The organism is Micromonospora sp. NBC_01740 (genome assembly GCF_035920365.1).
In the GTDB taxonomy this organism is placed as follows: domain Bacteria; phylum Actinomycetota; class Actinomycetes; order Mycobacteriales; family Micromonosporaceae; genus Micromonospora; species Micromonospora reichwaldensis.
Window position 1 is genome coordinate 3,948,816 of sequence record NZ_CP109150.1, and the last position, 20,167, is coordinate 3,968,982.

The window sequence follows — 20,167 nt, forward strand, 5'->3', positions numbered from 1 at the left end:
CTGACCGCCCCGCTCAGGTGACCGGCAGGCCCTTCGTGCCGGCGCCCTTCACCGACCGGGTGAGGTTGCGGTCGCTGACCCACAGGAAGCACTGCACGCCCCGGTTGCCGTTGCGCCACTCCCGCTCGAACGGGTGGTAGTAGATCGAGCCGGCCCGGTACTGCAGGTCGCCGTTGTCCGGCACCCTCGCGTACTTCGCGATCAGCGTCCGGCACGCCCGGTGCACCTTCCGGGTGTCCCGGCCGAAGTCGTCGTAGCTGGTGTCGGGGGCCTGCCACACCCCGACGAACTCGGCGCGGTGCTTGCTGGTGCAGGCGACCGGCACCATCTCCCGCACCTCGTCGGCCCGCGTCCTCGGGTTGAAGCAGCGGTGGGCGAGCGGGGCGGCGCCGGTCAGCGCGCCCTTCAGGCTGCCCGTGCGGGCCTTCGCGCCGGCCTCGTCGAGGCTGGTCTGCTCGCTCAGGTCGCAGCGGAACCAGCGGGCGCCGCCGCCCCACGCCTGCGGCGACGGCAGCACCACGCTCAGCCCGAGCCGACCCGAGCGCCAGTCGCCGCCGACCACCCGGTTGACCTTCGCGTCGCACTCGGCGCGGGCGGCGCGCATGCCGGCCGAGCCGGCCGGCGGGGGCGTGACCCGGTCGGCTCCCGCCCCGGTCAGCGTGCCGACGTGCACGGTCTCCGTGCGGTGCGACACGGCGCAGTCGACGGGGTGGTAGGCGGTGAGGTAGCCGACGTCCTGCACACCGGCGTGGCAGACCCCGGCGGCGGGCACGAACGCCTGCGGCGCGGCGGGCGCCGGCCAGTCGTCGGTCAGGTCACGGTCGGTGCCGGCCGGGGTGCCGCAACCGGCGAGCGCCAGGGCCGCCACCGCGCCCACCGTGGCCGCCGTCCACCACCGTCGCATCCCGACCTCCCGCCGTTCGTGGGCCGCACCCGGCGGCGGCCAGCGCGACGGTCCCGCCGGCGCGGAGGCGGCCGGACACGCCACGGTGCGGCAGCATACGGCACCCCCGCTCAGCTCGCGGGCAACCCTTGCGGGCCGGCGCCCCGCATGGAGCGGGTCAGCTTCCGGTCGTCGCTCCACAGGAAACACCGCACGCCCCGGTCGCCCTCCTGCCACTCCCGCTGCGACGGGGGATAGAAGATCGAGCCCGCCCGGTACGGCAGGTCGCTGTTGACGGGCACCTCGGCGAAGGCGGCGATGAGCGCCATGCAGCGCGTGTGCGCCTGCTGGTGGGACCGGCCGAACTCGGCCCAGGTCATGTCCCGCTCCAGGTAGACGCCGACGAACTCGGCGCGGTGCGGCTCGGTGCACAGCACCGGGGCCATGTAGTTCAGGTTGTCGCCGATCAGCTTGGGGTCGAAGCAGCGGTGCAGCAGCGGGGAGTCGCCGATCATCGCGCCCCGCAGGCTGCCCGTGCGGTTCACCGGCCGGGTGTTGTCGATGCTGCCGGTCTCGCTCAGGTCGCAGCGGAACCAGCGGGCGCCCGCGCGCCACGCGGGGGCGGAGGGCAGCGCGACGGTGAGGGCGATGCGGGCGGCGTGCCAGTCGCCGCCGAGCACCTCGCGGGCGCGCTGGTCGCACTCGGCGCGGGCGGGCCGCAGGGTCGCGGATCCCGGTTCGGGTCGGTCGCCGTCGGCGGTCGGCCCGGCGAACCTGCCCACGTGCACGGTCTCGGCCAGGTGGTTGCGGGAGCAGTCCACCGCCTCGTAGGTGCGGGCCTGCACGACGGCGGTGATCCGGGGCAGGCAGGCGTCGGTGGCCGGCACGAACAGCTGCGGCGCCCGCAGGGCCGGCCAGTCGTCGGTGAGGTCGCCGTCGGAGCCGCCCGGTCGTACGCAGCCGGACAGCAGGACCGTCAGCGTGCCGGCCAGCGCCAGCGCCGCGAGCCACCGTCGCATCGTCCGCCCTTTCCGGGAGCTGACGCGTCGACCGCCGCCGGGCATCGCGCGGGCGTGCGGCTCACGTCACCGTCCCTGATGGAGTCTCGCCGCGTTTCCGTCGTCCGGCCAGTCACGGATGGCCCTTCGTCCGGTTTCGCCGAGCCGGGAGGACCAATTCTGCACCACTGGTCACCGCCGGGTCACCGGGTGTCCCGTTGGTGGCGTGCTGCGGGCGGCCGTCGGCCACGTTCGTACACTGGCCCGGTGACCGTACCGCCGCCGATCGTCGCGCCCAGCATCCTCGCCGCCGATTTCGCCCGCCTCGCCGAGGAGGTCCGCGCCGTCGAGAACGCCGCGGACTGGCTGCACGTGGATGTCATGGACAACCACTTCGTGCCCAACCTGACCATCGGGCTGCCCGTGGTGCAGAGCCTGCGGGCCGCCACCGAGCTGCCCTTCGACGTGCACCTGATGATCGAGGACCCGCGCCGCTGGGCGCCCGGCTACGCCGACGCCGGGGCGTACAACGTCACCTTCCACGCCGAGGCGTGCGACGACCCGGTGGCCCTGGCCAAGGACCTGCGCTCGGCGGGGGCCAAGGCCGGGCTGGCGATCGACCGGGACACCCCGATCGAGCCGTACCTGGAGCTGTTGCCGAGCTTCGACACGCTGCTGATCATGACCATCAAGGCCGGCTTCGGCGGGCAGCGGTTCATCCCGCAGCTGCTCGACAAGGTGCGTACGGCCCGCCGGCACGTCGACGCCGGCCACCTCGAACTGCGCATCGAGGTCGACGGCGGCATCGCCGCCGACACCATCGCCCAGGCGGCCGAGGCGGGGGCCGACGCGTTCGTCGCCGGCACCGCCGTCTACGGCGCCGACGACCCCGCCGAGGCCATCCGGAAGCTGCGGGCACTCGCGGAACACGCCGCCCCCGGGGCCTGACGTGGAACCGGCCGGCGAGCGTCCGGACGTCATCCTCGTCGTCGACGACGACGAGGACATCGCGCGTTTCGTCGCGTTCAACCTCCGGCTGCACGGCTTCGAGGTGATCCACGCCAGCGACGGGCAGGAGGCGCTCGAGGTGATCGAGCGCCAGCGACCCGACCTGGCGGTGGTCGACCTGATGATGCCGCGCATCGACGGGTTGGAACTGACCCGGCGGCTGCGCGCCGACCCGATGACCTCGGCCCTGCCGGTGATCATGCTGACCGCCAAGGGCATGACGGTGGACAAGGTGCACGGCCTCAGCGCCGGCGCCGACGACTACCTGGTCAAGCCCTTCGACACCGCCGAACTGGTCGCCCGGGTCAGCTCCACGCTGCGCCGCAACAAGGAGTTCCGCGAGGTCTCGCCGCTGACCGGGCTGCCCGGCAACAGCCGGATCCGCCGGGAGATCTCCGACCGCGTCCGCAGCGGGGTCGACTACGCCGTCGGCTACATCGACATCGACCGGTTCAAGAGCGTCAACGACCGGTACGGCTTCGTCCGCGGCGACGACTTCATCTCGGCCCTGGCCCGCAGCCTGCACCGGGCGGTGGTCTCGGTCGGGCTGCCGCCGGCCTTCCTGGGGCACGTCGGCGGGGACGACTTCGTCATCGTCTGCGCCCCGGAGCAGGTCCGTCCGCTCACCTCCCGGGTCTCCGCCGACTTCGAGAAGGCCGCCGACTCGCTCTACGACCCGGTCGACGCCGCGCGCGGCTACGTGGAGCTGAAGGACCGCCGGGGCAACATCCGGCGGGCCGCCCTGGTCACCCTGTCGATCGGCGTGTCCCTCTCCGACTCCGGCAAGCGGTTCACCGACCCGCTGGAGGCGATCGCGGTCGCCTCGGAGATGAAGACGGTGGCCAAGAGCCAACCCGGCTCGTACGTGGCGGTGGACCGCCGGCGCGGGGTTACCTGATTCGTGCGCTGTTGCTGTGAAGTACCACGCCCGGGTGGCACGACCCCCCGTCCGGCGTGTAACACTTCCCGTGTACCCACCACGCGCTGGCGGGACTCGGTGTAATTCCGAACCGGCGGTGATCCACGGTGTGACCGTGGTAAGCCCGCGACCCGGTCGGCCTCGTGCCGCCCGGTGGACCTGGTGAGAATCCGGGGCCGACGGTTGGGAGCGGGAAACCCCGCCCCCAGACAGTCCGGATGGGAGACAGCGCGCGGGACGGACGGGCCCTGCCCGGCCGCTGAGTTCAGCGTGCCGTGCGCGCCCCCCGGGGCGGCCCCGCCGTACCCGGATCTCCGCCGCCGCACGCTCGCGGCCCCATGCCGTTGCCTCCCGTGTCCGCCCGCGCGTCGACCGGCGAGTGAGAGGGCAGGGCATGGCCGGCGTCTCCGTAGACGAGGCGATGCGTCGCGCGGTGGAACTCGCCGCGCGCGGTCTCGGCACGACCAGCCCCAACCCGGTGGTCGGCTGCGTGCTGCTCGACGCCGACGGGCAGGTGGTCGGCGAGGGATTCCACGCCTACGCCGGCGGGCCGCACGCCGAGATCGTCGCGCTCGCCCAGGCGGGGGAGCGGGCCCGTGGCGGCACCGCCGTGGTCACCCTGGAACCCTGCGACCACACCGGCCGCACCGGCCCCTGCAGCACCGCGCTGGTGCGCGCCGGAGTCGCCCGGGTCGTCATCGCCGTGCCCGACCCCAACCCGCTCGCCACCGGGGGCGCCGCCACGTTGCGCGCCGCCGGGATCCAGGTCGACACGGGGGTACGCGAGGCCGAGGCCGAGGCCGGCAACATCGCCTGGCTGACCTCGATGCGCCGGGGCTGGCCGTACGTGATCTGGAAGTTCGCCGCGACGGTGGACGGCCGGTCGGCGGCGGCCGACGGCACCAGCATGTGGATCACCTCCGAGGCCGCCCGGATGGACGTGCACGCACTACGCGGCACCGTCGACGCGGTGCTCGCCGGGGTCGGCACGGTGCTCGCCGACGACCCCCGGCTCACCGCCCGCAACCTGCGCGACGGCACGCTGGCCATCCGGCAGCCGCTGCGGGTCGTGGTGGACACCGAGGGTCGTACGCCGGCCGACGCCCGCGTCCGCGACGGCGCGGCGCGCACGTGGATCGCCACCGCGGCGGAGGTCGGCACCGGGCCCGACGGCCGGGTCGACCTGCCGGCGCTGCTCGCCGCGCTGCACGGGCGGGGAATCCGCGCCGTGCTGCTGGAGGGCGGCCCGAAGCTGGCCGGCGCCTTCCTGGCCGCCGGCCTGGTCGACAAGATCGTCGGCTACGTCGCGCCCCGGCTGCTCGGCGCCGGCCCGACCGCCCTGGTCGACGCGGGTGTGAACACCATCGCCGAGGCCATCGACCTGGAGTTCGTCGACGTCACGCAGGTCGGACCCGACCTGCGGATCACCGCGCTGCCCCGAAAGAGGGAGGGCTGACATGTTCACCGGCATCGTCGAGGAGTTGGGTGAGGTCGTCCGGATCACCGAGACGGCGGGTGACTCGGCGCTGGTCGCGGTCCGCGGCCCGCTGGTCACCTCCGACGCCCGGCACGGCGACTCGATCGCGGTCAACGGCGTCTGCCTGACCGTGGTCGACGTCACCGACGGGACGTTCACCGCGGACGTGATGGGGGAGACGCTGCGCCGCTCCGCGCTGGGCGCGCTGCGGGCCGGCGACCCGGTCAACCTGGAGCGGGCCGCCGCGCTGGGCAGCCGCCTCGGCGGGCACCTCGTGCAGGGGCACGTCGACGGCGTCGGCGAGGTGATCGCCCGCGAGCCGGCCGCGCAGTGGGAGACGGTCCGGTTCCGGCTGCCCGCCGCCCTGGTCCGGTACGTGGTGGAGAAGGGCTCGATCACGGTCGACGGCGTCTCGCTGACCGTCGCCGACGTCGGCCCGGACTGGTTCGCGGTCGGCCTGATCCCGACCACGCTGAAGCTGACCACCCTCGGCGCCCGGGGCGTCGGCGACCCGGTCAACCTCGAGGTGGACGTGCTCGCCAAGTACGTCGAGCGGCTGCTCGGCGCCCGGCTGGACGGGCCCGCCCTGCCGGACGCCGGCCCGCCCGGCGGGCCGCCGGTCACCGGCCTGCCGGATGCCGCGCCGGGCGAGGCGGCCTGATGGGCCCGCTCGGGTGGTTGCTCGACGCACAGGTCGACATCGCCGGGTCGCCGGTGCTGGTCCGGGAGATCGTCGGCAACGGGTTCGGGCTGGCGTCGGCGGTGTTCGGCCTGCGCCGGCTGGTCTGGGCCTGGCCCGTCGGCATGATCGGCAACGCGCTGCTGTTCACCGTCTTCCTGGGCGGCGTCTTCGCCACCCCGCAGGCGCACGACCTCTACGGGCAGGCGGGCCGGCAGGTCTTCTTCTTCTCGGTCAGCGTCTACGGCTGGTGGCGCTGGTCGCGCAACCGCCGCCACGGTGGCGGCGACGGTGCCGCGGTGGCGCCCCGCTGGGCCACCGGCCGGGAACGGCTCGGCCTGCTGCTCGCGGCCGGGATCGGCACCGCCGCGGCGTACCCGCTGCTCGCCGCACTCGGCTCTTGGGGGCCGCTGCCGGACGCCTGGATCCTTACCGGCAGCCTGCTCGCCACCTACGGCATGGCCCGCGGCTGGGTGGACTTCTGGCTCATCTGGATCGCCGTCGACGCGGTCGGCGTGCCGCTGCTGCTGCGCGGCGGGTTCTACCCATCGGCCGCCATGTACCTCGTCTACGGCGCCTTCTGCGCCTGGGGCCTGGTCGCCTGGTGGCGCACCTCGCGGGCCGCCCGCCCGGCGCCCGCCCCGATCCCGTCGACCTACTCGGAGGCCGTGGCATGAGTGAGCGAACCATCAGGCGTGGTGCGGTGGCGCCTCAGGGCGGCACGCGGCGCAGCGGGGTGTCGGCATGAGCACCTTCGCGAGCATCGAGCAGGCGGTGGCGGACATCGCCGCCGGCCGGCCCGTCGTCGTGGTCGACGACGCCGACCGGGAGAACGAGGGCGACCTGATCTTCGCCGCCGAGCTGGCGACGCCGGAGCTGCTCGCCTTCATGGTGCGCCACACGTCCGGCTACATCTGCGCCCCGCTGACCGAGAGCGAGTGCGACCGGCTGGACCTGCCGCCGCAGCACCACACCAACCAGGACCGGCGCGGCACCGCCTACACGGTGACCGTGGACGCCCGGGAGGGCGTCAGCACCGGCATCTCCGCCGCCGACCGGGCGCACACCATCCGGCTGCTCGCCGACCCCGGCACCGGCCCGGCCGACCTGGCCCGCCCCGGGCACGTGGTGCCGCTGCGGGCCCGCGAGGGCGGCGTGCTGCGCCGGCCCGGCCACACCGAGGCGGCGGTCGACCTGACCCGGCTGGCCGGGCTGCGCCCCGCCGGCGTGCTCTGCGAGCTGGTCAACGACGACGGCACCATGATGCGGGTGCCGGACCTGGAGAAGTTCTGCGCCGAGCACTCCCTGACGCTGGTCACCATCGCCGACCTGGTCGCGTACCGGCGGCGGACCGAGAAGCAGGTCGAGCGGGTCGCCGACGCCCGGATGCCCACCCGGCACGGCGTGTTCCGGGCCCTGGGCTACCGCAGCGAGCACGACTCGGCCGAGCACGTCGCCCTGGTCACGGGCGAGATCGGCGACGGGCGCGACGTGCTGGTGCGGGTGCACTCCGAGTGCCTCACCGGGGACGTGTTCGGCTCGGTGCGCTGCGACTGCGGCCCGCAGCTCGACGCCGCCCTGGACCGGGTCGCCCGGGAGGGGCGGGGCGTGGTGCTCTACGTACGCGGCCACGAGGGGCGCGGCATCGGCCTGCTGCACAAGCTCCAGGCGTACCAGCTCCAGGACCAGGGCCGGGACACGGTCGACGCCAACCTCGACCTGGGCCTGCCGGCCGACGCCCGCGACTACGGCACCGGCGCGCAGATCCTCTACGACATCGGGGTGCGCTCGATGCGGCTGCTCACCAACAACCCGGCCAAGCGCGCCGGGCTTGAGGGCTACGGGCTGACCGTCACCGGCCGCGAGGGGCTGCCGGTGCGCCCGCACCCGGAGAACGTGCGCTACCTGCGCACCAAGCGGGACCGGATGGGGCACCTGCTGGACGAGCTGGACGAGGTGACCGAGGCCCCGATGGGCCGCCCGGTCCTCGGCGACGAGATCGGAGCGTAGGCATGGCGGGTTTCGGTGAACCGGGCGTGACGGCGGTGGACGCCGCCGGGATGACCGTCGGCGTGGTCGCGGCGCGCTGGCACGGCGAGCTGACCGACCACATGCTCGACCGGGCGGTCGCCGCCGCCGAGGCGTGCGGGGCCCGGGCGGTCACCGCCCGGGTGGCCGGCTCGGTCGAGCTGCCGGTGGTGGCCCAGGCCCTCGCGCGGCGCTGCGACGTGGTGGTCGCGCTCGGCGTGGTGGTCCGCGGCGCCACCGCCCACTTCGACTACGTCTGCCGCTCGGTCACCGACGGGCTGACCCGGGTGGCGCTGGACGAGGGCAAGCCGGTCGCGCACGGCGTCCTGACCGTCGACACCCTCGCGCAGGCCCGGGACCGGGCCGGGCTGCCCGGCTCGGCGGAGGACAAGGGCTGGTCGGCCACCGTCGCCGCCCTCGACGCCGCCCTCGCCATCCGCGCCCTCGCCAACAACGGCCAGCGGGTCGGCTTCGGCGGCTGACCCCCGACCGACCGGGACCGCGCCGACGCCGTGCCGCGTTCCCGGTCGGTGAGCGGGGCCTGACCCGGCGCACCGGGGCCGTCGGGGCGGCTGGAAGAATCGCGGCGTGAAGACGTTCGAGGAGTTGTTCGCCGAGCTGCAGGCCAAGGCCGCTGCGGGCACCCCCGGCTCGGGCACGGTCGCCGCGCTCGAGAAGGGCGTGCACTTCATCGGCAAGAAGGTCGTCGAGGAGGCGGCCGAGTCGTGGATGGCCGCCGAGCACGAGGGGCCGGAACGCACCGCCGAGGAGATCTCCCAGCTGCTCTACCAGGTCCAGGTGCTGATGCTGGCCAGCGGACTCGACCTGAAGGACGTCTACCGACATCTGTGAGTGCGCCCCGTCGTTGATCAGTTTCGATCGAAGGAGCACTCCGTCATGCTGCGTGTCGCCATTCCGAACAAGGGCGCCCTGGCCGAGAAGGCCGCCCAGATGCTGCGCGAGGCGGGCTACCGCCAGCGCACCGACCCGAAGGACCTGGTCTGCCGGGACGAGCCCAACGACGTCGAGTTCTTCTACCTGCGCCCGAAGGACATCGCCACCTACGTCGGCTCCGGCGACCTCGACGTCGGGATCACCGGCCGGGACCTGCTGATCGACTCCGGCGCGCCGGCCGAGGAGGTCATGGATCTCGACTTCGGCCGGGCCACCTTCCGCTTCGCCGCCCGCCCGGAGGACGTCGACGACGTGCGGGAGCTGGGCGGGCACCGGATCGCCACCGCGTACCCGGGGCTCGTGGAGCGGCACCTCGCGGAGCTGGGCGTCAAGGCCGAGGTGACCCGCCTCGACGGCGCGGTGGAGAACGCCATCCGGCTCGGCGTCGCCGACGTGGTCGCCGACGTGGTCGAGACCGGCACCACGCTGCGCCAGGCCGGCCTCGTGGTCTTCGGCGAGCCGCTGCTGCGCTCGTCGGCGGTGCTGGTCCGCCGCGCCGACGTCGAGGCCCACCCGCAGGCCGCGCAGCTGCTGCGCCGGCTGCACGGGGTGCTGGTCGCCCGCCGCTACGTGATGCTCGCCTACGACGTGCCGGCCGGCCTGCTCGACCGGGCCAGCTCGCTGACCCCGGGCATCGAGTCGCCGACCGTCTCCCCGCTGCACCGCGAGGGCTGGGTGGCGGTGCAGGCGATGGTGCTCCGCGACGACGTGCACCGGATCATGGACGAGCTGTACGAGCTCGGGGCCCGCGCGATCCTGGTCACCAACATCCACGCCTGCCGGCTGTGAGCCGTTCGCCCACGGCGGGTGCCCCGGCGCCGTCCCCGGTGTCGCGGGCCCTGCCGCCGTGGGTGGCGCTGACCCTGGTCACCCTCGCCGGCGTCGCCTCGGCGGCCCAGGGCGCGGCCAACGCCGAGCTGGGCGAGCGGGCCGGCAACGCCACCCTGGGCGCGGTGGTCAACAACCTCGGCGGGGCGCTGCTGGTCGGCCTCGGGGTCCTGGCGCTGCCCTCGGCGCGCACCGGCCTGGCCGCGCTGCGCCGGGCCCGGTTGCCCTGGTGGACGTACCTGGGCGGGCTCGGCGGCGCGGGCATCGTGCTGGCCGGCGCGTACATCGTCCCGGTGCTCGGGGTGGCGCTCTTCACCATCGCCCAGGTCGCCGGCGGCAGCCTCGGCGGGCTGGCCGTCGACCGGGCCGGGCTGGCGCCGGTGGGGCGGCTGGCGCTCACCCCGCCCCGGGTGGCCGGTGCGCTGCTCGGCGTGACCGCCGTGACGCTGGCCCAGCTCGGCCAGCCCGTCGGCGACCTCGCCCTCGGCCTGGTCCTGCTCGCCGTGGCCGGTGGGCTCGGTGTCGCGCTCCAGTCCGCGCTGAACGCGCGGGTCTCCGCCGCCAGTTCGGCCGCCGCCGGGATGGTGGTCAACTTCGCCACGGCCACGCCCGTCGTGCTGCTGGTCGCGGCGCTGGCCGGCGCCCTCACCGGGCCGGGCCCGACCTGGCCGGACGACTGGTACCTCTACACCGGCGGCCTGCTCGGCGTCGTCATCGTGGCCGCCCTGCTGGTCGGCGTCCCCGCGGTCGGCGTGCTGCGCACCGGGCTCGCCCTGGTCGCCGGCCAGCTGGGCGGCGCCCTGCTGCTGGACGCGCTGCTGCCGGGCGGCCCCGGCCTGCGGCTGCCGGTGCTGGCCGGCGCGCTGCTCACCCTGGCGGCCGCCCTGGTCGCCGGCCGAGGGGGCGGCCGGCGGGGTCCGCGCGACGCCGTGCCGCCGACCGCCGCCGGTCCGGGAGCACCCGCCGCGACCGCCGAATCAGCGACGCCGAGGTAGGCGCCGACGATCCGGCGGTACGCGGGACCGGGCCCGTCGGTCAGTTCGTCCGCTCGGAGAGCCCGTGCCGTCGCTCGTACGTCCGGATCGCCGCGTCCCACGCCTCGGTGTACTCCGACGGCCCCATGCCGAGGTCGCCGTGCCCCCGCACGGCCTCCCGCAGCAGCTCCACCAGGTCCGGCACCGTCCCCCGGCGCTCCTCCACGTACCGGCGGAAGACCTCCGCGAACTGTTCACCGGTCAGCCGGGCCGCGTGCGCGGTGACCGGATCGTCCTCCAGGCTCTGCAGCACGGCGCACCACCGGCGGGTCAGCTCGTCGGCCTGCTGGGCCCTGATCTTCTGCAGCTCGTGGTCGCACTCGAGCTTGATCCGCTGCTCCCAGTACGGCCGCAGCCGCTCCCGCACCCGCTCGTCCGGGCTGACCCGCACCTGCACCCAGAAGTAGGGCTGGGCACCCTCGCGGGGCCAGCGCTGACCGGCCAGCCGGTCGTTGAGCGCCCGCTCCAGGTCGTGCGAGCGGTGCGGCTCGTACTGGCGGGCCAGATCCACCGCCCGCTCGCGGACGATGCCACCCGCCCAGGCGAGATACCGCTCGGCCCGCAGCCGCAGCGCCTCGTAGGGCATGTTCTGCGCGGTCCAGTTGTAGACGGCGTGCAGCCGGAAGTCGAAGGCGTCGCCCCTGGCCGGGACCAGGATCGGCTGCGGCACGTCGTGGCGGAACGTCACCGTGTCGGGGACCGGGGGCGCCGGTGGCCCGGCGGGAGGGACCGGTTCGACCGGCGGGAAGATGGCGTGCCACCAGCGGCGGCGCTCCGGCTGGGGCGGTACGAACGCTGCCGTGGGGGGTGGCCCGGTGGGGTGAGTCGTCATGACAGGTCCTCGTCGATGAGTGCGTGTACGGCGTCGAGCAGTTCGTTGCGCGGCATGATGGGCCGCCAGACGTGGCGGACCTGGTGGTCGAGGCGATGCCGCAGCGGCGGCCGACCGGCGATCACGTGCCGGAGCAGGGCCACGCAGTGGGCGGCGACCTCGGGGTTTCCGTCCGCCCGGTTCAGCCAGAAGCCGAGCGTCCGCCACGAGCGGTAGGCCGTCTGCGGCATGCCCAGCGCCACGGCCCAGAGCGCGGCCACGTCGCCCGGGCTGACGATCCGCCGCCGGACGAGGTCCAGCAGCTCCGGCCAGTGCTCCCTGGGCGGCTCGGCCCAGCGGTCGGCGAGGACACGCAGCGTCCGCGCCGCGTGCAGCCGCACCTCCGGGTCGTCGGACGTCCAGTCGACCAGCTCCGGCACGAGCGTGGCCGCGTGGCCGTCCCGGTAGACCTCGACCAGGCCCCGGACCACGGAGTTGTTCCGCCGCTGCATGCGGGCCTGCGCCACCAGGCGCAACTGCACGAGAGCGGCGTCGGGCCAGAGGCGGGCCAGTCCGAGGCCGTACGCCCGCGCGACGGTGTCCCGCAGGTGTGCCGCCGGTCCGGCGGCCCACTGGTCGAGTTCGGTCCGTACGCGCTGGCGCAGGCCGGGTTGCATCGCCATCGCGACCAGCACGATGGCGGCGGCCTGCCGGACGCCCGCCCGCCGTTCCCGGGCCAGGTCGCCGACCGTCTCCAGGGCTGCCCGCACGTCCCGCCCTGCCGACCAGCCGATGGCGCCCGCGGCGGCCTGCCGGATCCCCGGCACGTCGGAGCGGACCAGGCCCGCGAGCCAGCCGAGCAGCTGCCCGGGCAGCCACCAGTCAGTCCAGGCGACCTCGAGCAGCGTCGAACGGAGCTGCTCGCTGCCGGCGCCGAACTCGATCCGCCGGCCCCCCGCGGCGCGTTCGTCGCCGACCACGACGACGGCCTGGCGCAGCGTCGACCCGAGCAGCGTGTCCAGTTCGGGGCCGCGCAGCCGGGGTCCGACGGAGGCGGTCCCGGTGGGGTCGGTCCCGGCCAACCGCCGGGCCGCCTGATCGATCTCCGCCACCGGCTGCCCGGCCAGTACGGCGCAGGTCAGCCGGAAGGCGCGGGCCCGGTCGGCCGCCCAGGCGTCGACCCCGTCCGGGCCGTCGGGTCGGCCGGCGTCGAGGATCTGCGTCGCGCGCTCCCGCAGCTGGCGGGGGAGCAGCTGCTCCAACCGCTCGGTCAGGGCGGGCCCGTGCGGGACCGTCCGGGCGATCAGCTCCACGACGGGCACCACCTCGCCCGGCCGGGGCTCGCCGGCGAGGTAGGCCGAGAGCAGCGGATGGGTGACGCACTCGTCGTCGACGTACCGCTCCACGCAGGTGCCGTCGCAGCCGTCCGGGCACCAGCCGACGCACAGCCCGGCCAACTGCTGGCGCAGTCGCGCCCGGAACACCTCCACCGCCGGCGGCACCCGATGCTCCACGAGGTGGCCGGCGAGGTCCTGACCGCGCCGGGAGAAGTCTCCGACCAGGATCAGCGTCATGCCGGTCGCCTCGGCCCGGGCCGCGAGCGCCACGAGGGTGAACCCGTCGACGGCGTTCGCCGCGCTGTCCGCGAGCCGGAGCACGTACCCGCGTCCGGCGGGCAACCGTTCGCTCGACCCGAGCAGGTCGGCGGGCTGTTCCGCGCCGAGGACGCAGGCGCGGTCGAGCCCGTGCCGGCGGGCGGTGGCGAGGACGGCGGAGGTGAACCGGCCGCTGGCGGACGGGCCGGACAGGCACACCAGGTGGCGGCGCTTGAGGTGGCGGTCGAGCTGCTGGTCGCTGGACGTCGGCGCGTATCCCTGCGCCAGTTCCCCGACCTCGTTCCCGCTCAGGCTCTCGTACCAGATCCGCCCCGTGCCGTCGGCTCCCGTGGTGGTCACGTTGACGGTGCCGATCGCGACGGCGCCGTGTCCGGTGGCGTTCTGGCCCCGTACCCGTACGTCGCCGAGGCCGATCGTGGCGCCGCCGAGCAGGTCGGCCAGTCCGCGGATGACGTCCGCCGAGTCGAGCGGCTCCTCCGGCTCGTCCGCCTCGCCGCCCTCCGACGACCCGGTCTCCGCCGGGTCCGTCCGCCCGTCCGGTGGGCCCTCATCCGGTCCCGCCGCCGGGCCCTCCGTGGGACGGTCGTACCCGTCGTCACCGGGGGCGTCCCGGGGCCCGTCCGGGTCGTCGTCGCCGACGACGTGCGGGTACGGGAAGTGGGGTGCGGTCACCGTGCCCGGCCCTCCCGTCCGCCACCGAAGGTCAGGTCGCGCCCGACGGAACCGATCGCCGTGGCGCCGTGCCCGATCGCGTTCTGGCCGTCGACCCGGATGTCACCCGTCCGGATGTCGCCCGCGCCCGGCGGCGTCCGGGTCGCGGGGGACTCCGGCGGCTCCCCACCCGGGGCCCCGCCTCCCCGAGCGGGCGGCGTCGCCGTGGAGACGGGTGCCGGGGAAGGCGCACCGGCGCTCTCCGCCGCCGGCAGGGCGGACATGTCCTCGTCCACGACGCAGAACCAGGCGTCCTCCCGGAACCCCTTGTCCGGGTGCGTCACCTCGACCCGCCGGAAGCGCTCGGGGCGCATCTCCTCCGGGTACTCGGTGACGACGTCGCGGTAGATCTCCGCCGACACGACCAGCGCCACCCCGGCGTCGGGAAAGGCCGCCAGGGCCTGCTTCACGGGTGCCGCCTCGCAGAGCCGGCAGACGAGGACGACGGCGTTGCCGGGGAAGCCGTTGGCCCCGTCGAGGTGGACCAGTCCCTGGTGGACGGCGACCCGCAGGCGGATCCGGGCGGCCGGCACCCGGCTGCTGTTGTAGCTGCGCAGCCGCCTGTTCAGCTCCGGTACGAAGCGGCCGATGACGCGGGACTCGGCCACGTCGCGGGGGAGGATCGCCAGCTCGCCGTCGCCGGCCTGCTGCGTCGTCCAGGCGACCCGGTCCAGGCCGACGTCGCCAGCCGCCTCGTGCAGCAGTTCCCGGAAGTGTTTCTGCGCCTCGTACTGCTGGAGGTTGGTGCGCCGGCTGTACCGCTCCATGTCCACGGAGATCAACAGTCGTCGCTCGGGATGTCGCATCGTCGTGCCGCCCTTCGTCGCCCGACCCGCCCCACAGGCGGGCACCGCAGGGGACATCGAACCGGGGCGGGCCCGGCGGAACCCCGTAGAAGTACGGCATCGCCCGGAACTGTCGGTGGGGCGTCATCCCGTCCTGTTCGGGGGTCCGGCACGCGGCGGACCGGTCTCCTGGTCGCATGAGGATCGGGCTGATGGAGCTGCTGCTCGCGGTCGGCTGGCCGCCGGGCGTCCTGCTGGCGTGGGTGATCGTCCAGCTCGCCGTCGCCGCCGCCCTGCGCCTGCGGGCGTCGCGCTACGCGCAGGGCCGGCTACGCTTCGACGGCTGTCGCTGGCCGAGGAGGATGAGAGCGCTGATGCGACGACCAGCCGAACTGTCCGACGTCACCTGGCCGTACGGCACGTTCCTGCAACGGCTCGGCCCTCCGGTTCGTGCCGCCCTGCTGGAGCTGGGGGTGCGCCGGCGGGTCCCGCCCGGACAGATCGTCATCCACGAGGGCGTACGGGAGTCGCACCTGGTGCTGCTCGATGAGGGGCTGACGAAGGTCACCGCGACCCTTCCGGACGGGCGGGCCGCACTGCTGGCCCTGCGCGTCGGCGGCGACCTCGTCGGCGAGATGTCGGCACTCAACGACCGGCCCCGCTCGGCGAGCGTCACCACCTGCGGGCCGGCGACGTACCGGGTCATCCAGCCCGACCGGTTCAAGATGTTCCTCAAGGAGCACCCGGACGCCGCGCTGGAGTTGGCGGCGATGGTGTCGGACCGGCTGCGCTGGTCCAACCGGCGGCGCATCGACTTCACCTCCTACCCGGTGAAGATCAGGGTCGCCCGGGTCGTCGCCGAGCTCTGCCGCACCCACGGCCGCCAGGTTCGCGACGGCGTGGTCATCGACGTGCGGCTCACCCAGCCCGAGCTCGCCAGCATCTGCGGCGCCGCCGAGACCTCCATCCAGAAGGCCCTGCGTGAACTGCGCACGGAAGGCCTGGTCGACACGGACTACCGCCGGATCACCGTCCGCGATCTGCCCCGGCTGCGGCGGATGGGCGAGCTGGAGGCCGGGGAGGACTGACGGGCGCCGGGCGGGGGCGGAACGTGTGGCGGCGCGGGAACGGCCGGGACCGGGTGGCAGACTGGTGGGGTGAGCGAAATCGAGTCCGTCCACCTGCGCCCGCGCCGCATCCGAGTGGTCTGCTGGGCCTGCGCGGCTGTGCTGTTCGTGGTGTTCAGCCTGCTGGCCACCTCGTTGAGCGGCGCGACGGGCAACGGCTACGGCAGCTTCCAGCGGGGCGACCAGATCGCGATGGTCGGGCTCGGCGTCCTCGGTGCGCTCGCCGTCCTGATCTTCACCCGTCCCCGGGTCGACGCGAACGCGTCGGGGGTGCGCGTGCGCAACCTCGTCGGCTCGTACGAGCTGCCGTGGGAGGTCGTCCGGGGGGTCCGCTTCGACCGGGGCGCGCCCTGGGCCAGCCTGGAGCTGCACGACGACGACCTGCTGCCGATGGTCGCCCTCCAGGCCGCCGACAAGGAGCGGGCCGTCGAGGGGGTCCGCGCCCTGCGCCGGCTGCACCAGGCGCACCAGGCCCGGCTCACCGAGGGCGCCGCCGGCCGCTGATCCGGGCGCCCGGTTGGGAGGGTGTCCGGGCGAGGGTGTAGTGTTACCAAGTCGACCAGGCTGTCTTCGTGTGTGCGCATCGCGCCCATGCGTGCAGCCTTGAAAGAGGAGCGCCTGCTCCCACCCGAGTCGCCACCACGGTGGCCGGGTCCGGTCACCGGTTCCGGGCACGTCCCGGCACCGGATGCGCGATCATGTGATCGTGCCGACCGGTCGAGCGGGCCCTGGCATGCGCCGGGGCCTTCTGCTTTCCGGGCCGGCTCCCACCCGGGAGCCGCGAGGGTCGGCCACGTAGAGATTCCGACTCGAGGAGGCCCCATCAGCGTCGAACCACGCGTGAACGAGCAGATCCGGGCACGTGAGGTCCGACTGGTCGGCCCCGAGGGTGAGCAGGTGGGCATCGTCCCGCTGGAGCGCGCCCTTCAGCTGGCCGCGGACGTCGACCTGGACCTGGTCGAGGTTGCGCCGATGGCGCGCCCGCCGGTGTGCAAGCTCATGGACTTCGGCAAGTTCAAGTACGAGAGCGCACTGAAGGCGCGCGAAGCGCGGCGTAACCAGCAGCAGACCGTCATCAAGGAGATGAAGCTCCGCCCGAAGATCGACCCGCACGACTACGAGACCAAGAAGGGTCACGTGGTGCGGTTCCTCAAGGCGGGCGACAAGGTCAAGGTGACGATCATGTTCCGCGGTCGCGAGCAGAGCCGCCCGGAGCTGGGTTACCGGCTCCTGCGCCGGCTCGAGTCGGAGATCTCGGAGCTGGGGTACGTCGAGGCCGCTCCGAAGCAGGACGGTCGAAACATGATCATGGTGCTCGCGCCGCACCGCGCCACCAAGGCCGCCGCGGTCGCCGCCACGGCCACCCGGGGCGGGCCGAGGGAACGGGACGCCGAGGGCGCCCCGGTCGACGAGCCCGCAGCGGCCGGTGACACCGGCACCGTCGCCGACAACAGCGGCGAGTAACAGGGGAGAGACGTTCCACATGCCGAAGATGAAGAGCCACACGGGAATGGGCAAGCGGGTCAAGGTGACCGGCAAGGGCAAGATCGTTGCCCAGCAGGCCGGCCTCCGGCACAACCTGGAGAAGAAGCCCTCCACCCAGACCCGTCGGCTGACCGGCACCGTGGTGCTGGCCAAGGCCGACGTCAAGCGCATCAAGAAGCTGCTCGGCCGCTGACGCGCGCCACCTTACGTAATTAGGAGTTGAGATGGCACGCGTCAAGCGGGCTGTGAACGCCCAGAAGAAGCGTCGTACCCTGCTGGAGACCGCGAGCGGCTACCGCGGTCAGCGCTCCCGCCTCTACCGCAAGGCCAAGGAGCAGGTGCTGCACTCGATGCAGTACGCCTACCGGGACCGTCGCGACCGCAAGGGCGACTTCCGGCAGCTGTGGATCCAGCGGATCAACGCGGGCGCCCGCGCCAACGGGATGACCTACAACCGCCTGATCCAGGGCCTGCGCCTGGCCGGCATCGAGGTCGACCGCAAGATCCTGGCCGACCTGGCCGTCAACGACGCCGCCGCCTTCGCGGCGATCGTCGAGCTGGCCCGGGCCGCGGTCGCGGCCGAGGGCACCGGCGGCGCGGCGGCCCAGGCCGCCTGATCCCCGCGCACCAGCAGATCGAGGCGTCTCCCATGCAGTCACCATCGCGCGGGAGACGCCTCGACGCTGTCTCCGGCCCCTTCACCCCGCGTACCCCCAGGGTCGTCGCCGCCCGCCGGTTGCAGCGCCGCCGGGACCGCGAGGCCGCCGGCCGCTTCCTGGCCGAGGGGCCGCAGGCGGTCCGCGAGGCCCTGGCTTGCCCGGGGGTGGTCACCGAACTCTTCGGTACGCCCGCAGCCCTGGACCGGCACGCCGACCTGGCCGCCGTCGCGGCCCGTGCCGACGTGCCCGTCTCCGAGGCGACCGACGAGGCGCTCGCCGCGCTGGCCGAGACCGTCGCCCCGCAGGGCCTCGTCGCCGTCTGCCGCCACCTCGACGTGCCGCTGGAGCGGGCCCTGGCCGACGGGCCCCGCCTGGTGGCCGTGCTCGCCGGGATCCGCGACCCGGGCAACGCCGGCACCGTGCTGCGCACCGCCGACGCCGCGGGCGCCGGTGCGGTGGTCTTCGCCGGCGAGGCCGTCGACCCGTACAACGGCAAGTGCGTGCGGGCCTCGGCCGGCAGCCTCTTCCACGTCGACGTGGTCCGCGCGCCCGACCCGGCGGACGTCGTCGCGGCGCTGCGCGCCGCCGGGCTCACCGTGCTCGCCACCACCGGCTACGGCGAGGACGACCTCGACGACCTCGCCGACGACGGGCGGCTCGCCGCCCCCACCGCCTGGCTCTTCGGCGCGGAGGCGCACGGCCTGCCCGAGGCGCTCACCGCCGCCGCCGACGCCCGGGTCCGGGTGCCCCTGCACGGGCGCGCCGAGAGCCTGAACCTGGCTGCGGCCGCCGCCGTCTGCCTGTACGCTTCGGCGAGAGCACAGCGGCGGTCGTGACCCGGCCGTCGAGTCAGATCGCAGGGGAGACCGTCCGCCCATGAACGCGCCACGGCGTTCGTTTAGCCAGCCCGCCGGTGTCGGCGGGCGGCGGGCCTGACCTGCTCCCCGCACAACTCCCACCGGCGGGCTGCGGCACAGCCGCGCGTCCGTAGACTCGCTTCGCCGCCCGTGAGGGCTGGCGCCGCCGTGAGGGAGTGCCCGTACGCCATGAGCTACCGCAACGATCCGTACGACCCGAAGCAGGTCGCCCTGCTCGACCCGGCCGCCCTGGCCGAGGCCGTCGCCGCCGCCGAGAAGGCGTTCGCCGAGGCCGGTGACCCGGACGCGCTGACCGCGCTGCGCCCGGCGCACCTCGGCGACCGGTCCCCGGTCTCGCTGGCCCGCCGCGAGATCGGCGCGCTGCCGCCGGCCGCCAAGTCCGACGCCGGCAAGCGGGTCAACGAGGCCCGCCGCGCCATCGACGCCGCGTACGCGGCCCGCCAGGAGGTCCTGGACCGGGAGCAGGCGCAACGGGTGCTGGTGGAGGAGCGCGTCGACGTGACGCTGCCCCACGACCGGCGGCCCCGGGGCGCCCGGCACCCGATCAGCACCATGATGGAGCAGGTCAGCGACCTGTTCGTCGGCATGGGCTACGAGGTGGCCGAGGGGCCCGAGGTCGAGCTGGAGTGGACCAACTTCGACGCCCTGAACATCCCCGCCGACCACCCGGCGCGCGGCCTGATGGACACCTTCCACGTCGCGCCGCCGGAGGGCACGGAGGGCTCCGGCCTCGTCCTGCGTACGCACACCTCGCCGGTGCAGGCGCGCACCATGCTGACCCGCAAGCCGCCGATCTACGTGATCGTGCCGGGCCGGGTCTACCGCACGGACGAGCTGGACGCCACCCACGCGCCGGTCTTCCACCAGGTGGAGGGGCTCGTGGTGGACCGGGGCATCACCATGGCGCACCTGCGCGGCACCCTGGACCACTTCGCCCGGGCGATGTTCGGCGAGGGCGCGAAGACCCGCTTCCGGCCGCACTACTTCCCGTTCACGGAGCCGTCGGCCGAGTTCGACGTCTGGTTCCCGGAGCACCGCGACGGCCCGCGCTGGGTCGAGTGGGGCGGTTGCGGCATGGTCAACCCGCGGGTGCTGCGCGCCTGCGGCATCGACCCCGAGGTCTACTCCGGATTCGCGTTCGGCATGGGCATCGACCGGACGGTGATGTTCCGGCACGGGGTCAGCGACATGCGGGACATGGCCGAGGGCGACGTGCGGTTCACCCGCGCGTTCGGGACCGGGGCGTAGGCGATGCGGGTACGAGTCATGGAGACGGTGGTCTGAGTC

At 74.4% G+C, this 20,167-nt stretch carries 22 protein-coding genes and 1 riboswitch; of the genes, 17 read left to right on the forward strand and 5 right to left on the reverse strand.

What is annotated here, in order from left to right; all coding sequences use genetic code 11:
- Positions 1-13: 13 nt before the first annotated feature.
- Positions 14-904 (reverse strand): septum formation family protein, encoded by an 891-nt coding sequence (locus OG989_RS18365; protein ID WP_327027764.1) that lies wholly within the window; start codon positions 902-904, stop codon positions 14-16.
- A gap of 110 nt (positions 905-1,014) precedes the next feature.
- Entirely contained in the window at positions 1,015-1,902 is an 888-nt protein-coding gene (locus OG989_RS18370; protein ID WP_151454089.1) for a septum formation family protein, read from the reverse strand.
- 246 nt (positions 1,903-2,148) lie between these two features.
- On the opposite strand from OG989_RS18370, the gene rpe reads away from it, so the two are divergent.
- The 10 genes from rpe to OG989_RS18420 all read left to right on the forward strand — a co-directional run bounded on the left by rpe (position 2,149) and on the right by OG989_RS18420 (position 10,769).
- Entirely contained in the window at positions 2,149-2,829 is a 681-nt protein-coding gene (rpe, locus tag OG989_RS18375) for a ribulose-phosphate 3-epimerase (RefSeq protein ID WP_132240180.1), read from the forward strand.
- Between the two features lies 1 nt (position 2,830).
- Positions 2,831-3,787, forward strand: a complete 957-nt coding sequence (locus OG989_RS18380) for a GGDEF domain-containing response regulator (RefSeq protein ID WP_327027765.1) — start codon at positions 2,831-2,833, stop codon at positions 3,785-3,787.
- An 81-nt stretch (positions 3,788-3,868) separates the two neighbouring features.
- A riboswitch (FMN riboswitch) is annotated at positions 3,869-4,042 on the forward strand.
- A gap of 160 nt (positions 4,043-4,202) precedes the next feature.
- The gene (gene ribD, locus OG989_RS18385) at positions 4,203-5,264 is read left to right on the forward strand and encodes a bifunctional diaminohydroxyphosphoribosylaminopyrimidine deaminase/5-amino-6-(5-phosphoribosylamino)uracil reductase RibD (protein WP_151454088.1); all 1,062 of its coding nucleotides are present in this window, start codon (positions 4,203-4,205) and stop codon (positions 5,262-5,264) included.
- Position 5,265: 1 nt separating this feature from the next.
- Positions 5,266-5,946 carry a riboflavin synthase gene (locus OG989_RS18390; RefSeq protein WP_327027766.1) on the forward strand — a complete coding sequence of 227 codons (681 nt, stop codon included), beginning with the start codon at positions 5,266-5,268 and terminating at the stop codon, positions 5,944-5,946.
- Entirely contained in the window at positions 5,946-6,641 is a 696-nt protein-coding gene (gene pnuC, locus OG989_RS18395; protein ID WP_327027767.1) for a nicotinamide riboside transporter PnuC, read from the forward strand. Before OG989_RS18390 ends, pnuC begins: the two co-directional genes overlap by 1 nt.
- A gap of 67 nt (positions 6,642-6,708) precedes the next feature.
- Complete coding sequence (locus OG989_RS18400; protein WP_151454085.1) at positions 6,709-7,974, forward strand: bifunctional 3,4-dihydroxy-2-butanone-4-phosphate synthase/GTP cyclohydrolase II; 1,266 nt, start codon at positions 6,709-6,711, stop codon at positions 7,972-7,974.
- A gap of 2 nt (positions 7,975-7,976) precedes the next feature.
- A complete protein-coding gene (gene ribH / locus OG989_RS18405) occupies positions 7,977-8,474 on the forward strand; it encodes a 6,7-dimethyl-8-ribityllumazine synthase (RefSeq protein ID WP_327027768.1) in 498 nt (165 codons plus the stop codon).
- Positions 8,475-8,580: 106 nt separating this feature from the next.
- Positions 8,581-8,844, forward strand: coding sequence for a phosphoribosyl-ATP diphosphatase (locus OG989_RS18410; protein WP_088947482.1), 264 nt, complete (start codon positions 8,581-8,583; stop codon positions 8,842-8,844).
- Positions 8,845-8,889: 45 nt separating this feature from the next.
- Entirely contained in the window at positions 8,890-9,735 is an 846-nt protein-coding gene (gene hisG / locus OG989_RS18415) for an ATP phosphoribosyltransferase (protein WP_151454083.1), read from the forward strand.
- Entirely contained in the window at positions 9,732-10,769 is a 1,038-nt protein-coding gene (locus OG989_RS18420) for a DMT family transporter (RefSeq protein WP_327027769.1), read from the forward strand. The genes hisG and OG989_RS18420 overlap by 4 nt, the downstream gene beginning before the upstream one ends.
- 40 nt (positions 10,770-10,809) lie before the next feature.
- Here OG989_RS18420 and OG989_RS18425 read toward each other — a convergent pair whose 3' ends face one another.
- Genes OG989_RS18425 through OG989_RS18435 form a run of 3 tightly spaced genes read right to left on the reverse strand, consistent with a single transcriptional unit; the run spans position 10,810 to position 14,752 of the window.
- Positions 10,810-11,640: a hypothetical protein gene (locus OG989_RS18425; RefSeq protein WP_225852130.1), complete on the reverse strand. Its 831-nt coding sequence runs from the start codon at positions 11,638-11,640 to the stop codon at positions 10,810-10,812.
- On the reverse strand, positions 11,637-13,907 hold the full coding sequence (locus tag OG989_RS18430) for a hypothetical protein (RefSeq protein ID WP_327027770.1): 2,271 nt from the start codon (positions 13,905-13,907) through the stop codon (positions 11,637-11,639). Before OG989_RS18430 ends, OG989_RS18425 begins: the two co-directional genes overlap by 4 nt.
- Positions 13,904-14,752, reverse strand: coding sequence for a hypothetical protein (locus OG989_RS18435; protein WP_327027771.1), 849 nt, complete (start codon positions 14,750-14,752; stop codon positions 13,904-13,906). The genes OG989_RS18430 and OG989_RS18435 overlap by 4 nt, the downstream gene beginning before the upstream one ends.
- A 176-nt stretch (positions 14,753-14,928) precedes the next feature.
- Between OG989_RS18435 and OG989_RS18440 the strand changes: the two genes are divergently transcribed.
- From OG989_RS18440 to pheS, 7 genes are all read left to right on the forward strand, one after another.
- On the forward strand, positions 14,929-15,819 hold the full coding sequence (locus tag OG989_RS18440; protein ID WP_327027773.1) for a Crp/Fnr family transcriptional regulator: 891 nt from the start codon (positions 14,929-14,931) through the stop codon (positions 15,817-15,819).
- Between the two features lie 69 nt (positions 15,820-15,888).
- Positions 15,889-16,362 carry a PH domain-containing protein gene (locus OG989_RS18445; RefSeq protein ID WP_132240188.1) on the forward strand — a complete coding sequence of 158 codons (474 nt, stop codon included), beginning with the start codon at positions 15,889-15,891 and terminating at the stop codon, positions 16,360-16,362.
- A 336-nt stretch (positions 16,363-16,698) separates the two neighbouring features.
- Entirely contained in the window at positions 16,699-17,322 is a 624-nt protein-coding gene (gene infC / locus OG989_RS18450) for a translation initiation factor IF-3 (protein WP_327027774.1), read from the forward strand.
- A gap of 19 nt (positions 17,323-17,341) precedes the next feature.
- Positions 17,342-17,536, forward strand: coding sequence for a 50S ribosomal protein L35 (gene rpmI / locus OG989_RS18455; protein WP_007458415.1), 195 nt, complete (start codon positions 17,342-17,344; stop codon positions 17,534-17,536).
- 31 nt (positions 17,537-17,567) lie between these two features.
- Complete coding sequence (gene rplT, locus OG989_RS18460; RefSeq protein WP_030335718.1) at positions 17,568-17,960, forward strand: 50S ribosomal protein L20; 393 nt, start codon at positions 17,568-17,570, stop codon at positions 17,958-17,960.
- Between the two features lie 32 nt (positions 17,961-17,992).
- A complete protein-coding gene (locus OG989_RS18465) occupies positions 17,993-18,838 on the forward strand; it encodes a TrmH family RNA methyltransferase (RefSeq protein WP_327027779.1) in 846 nt (281 codons plus the stop codon).
- Between the two features lie 210 nt (positions 18,839-19,048).
- On the forward strand, positions 19,049-20,128 hold the full coding sequence (gene pheS, locus OG989_RS18470; RefSeq protein WP_327027780.1) for a phenylalanine--tRNA ligase subunit alpha: 1,080 nt from the start codon (positions 19,049-19,051) through the stop codon (positions 20,126-20,128).
- Positions 20,129-20,167: the final 39 nt, after the last annotated feature.

Bases quoted from the DNA above. Each gene is read 5' to 3' on its own strand.
- OG989_RS18365 (WP_327027764.1), bottom strand. From the start codon at position 904: ATGCGACGGTGGTGGACGGCGGCCACGGTGGGCGCGGTGGCGGCCCTG.
- OG989_RS18370 (WP_151454089.1), bottom strand. From the start codon at position 1,902: ATGCGACGGTGGCTCGCGGCGCTGGCGCTGGCCGGCACGCTGACGGTC.
- ribD (WP_151454088.1), top strand. From the start codon at position 4,203: ATGGCCGGCGTCTCCGTAGACGAGGCGATGCGTCGCGCGGTGGAACTC.
- OG989_RS18390 (WP_327027766.1), top strand. From the start codon at position 5,266: ATGTTCACCGGCATCGTCGAGGAGTTGGGTGAGGTCGTCCGGATCACC.
- pnuC (WP_327027767.1), top strand. From the start codon at position 5,946: ATGGGCCCGCTCGGGTGGTTGCTCGACGCACAGGTCGACATCGCCGGG.
- OG989_RS18400 (WP_151454085.1), top strand. From the start codon at position 6,709: ATGAGCACCTTCGCGAGCATCGAGCAGGCGGTGGCGGACATCGCCGCC.
- ribH (WP_327027768.1), top strand. From the start codon at position 7,977: ATGGCGGGTTTCGGTGAACCGGGCGTGACGGCGGTGGACGCCGCCGGG.
- hisG (WP_151454083.1), top strand. From the start codon at position 8,890: ATGCTGCGTGTCGCCATTCCGAACAAGGGCGCCCTGGCCGAGAAGGCC.
- OG989_RS18425 (WP_225852130.1), bottom strand. From the start codon at position 11,640: ATGACGACTCACCCCACCGGGCCACCCCCCACGGCAGCGTTCGTACCG.
- OG989_RS18435 (WP_327027771.1), bottom strand. From the start codon at position 14,752: ATGCGACATCCCGAGCGACGACTGTTGATCTCCGTGGACATGGAGCGG.
- OG989_RS18440 (WP_327027773.1), top strand. From the start codon at position 14,929: ATGAGGATCGGGCTGATGGAGCTGCTGCTCGCGGTCGGCTGGCCGCCG.
- rpmI (WP_007458415.1), top strand. From the start codon at position 17,342: ATGCCGAAGATGAAGAGCCACACGGGAATGGGCAAGCGGGTCAAGGTG.
- rplT (WP_030335718.1), top strand. From the start codon at position 17,568: ATGGCACGCGTCAAGCGGGCTGTGAACGCCCAGAAGAAGCGTCGTACC.
- OG989_RS18465 (WP_327027779.1), top strand. From the start codon at position 17,993: ATGCAGTCACCATCGCGCGGGAGACGCCTCGACGCTGTCTCCGGCCCC.
- pheS (WP_327027780.1), top strand. From the start codon at position 19,049: ATGAGCTACCGCAACGATCCGTACGACCCGAAGCAGGTCGCCCTGCTC.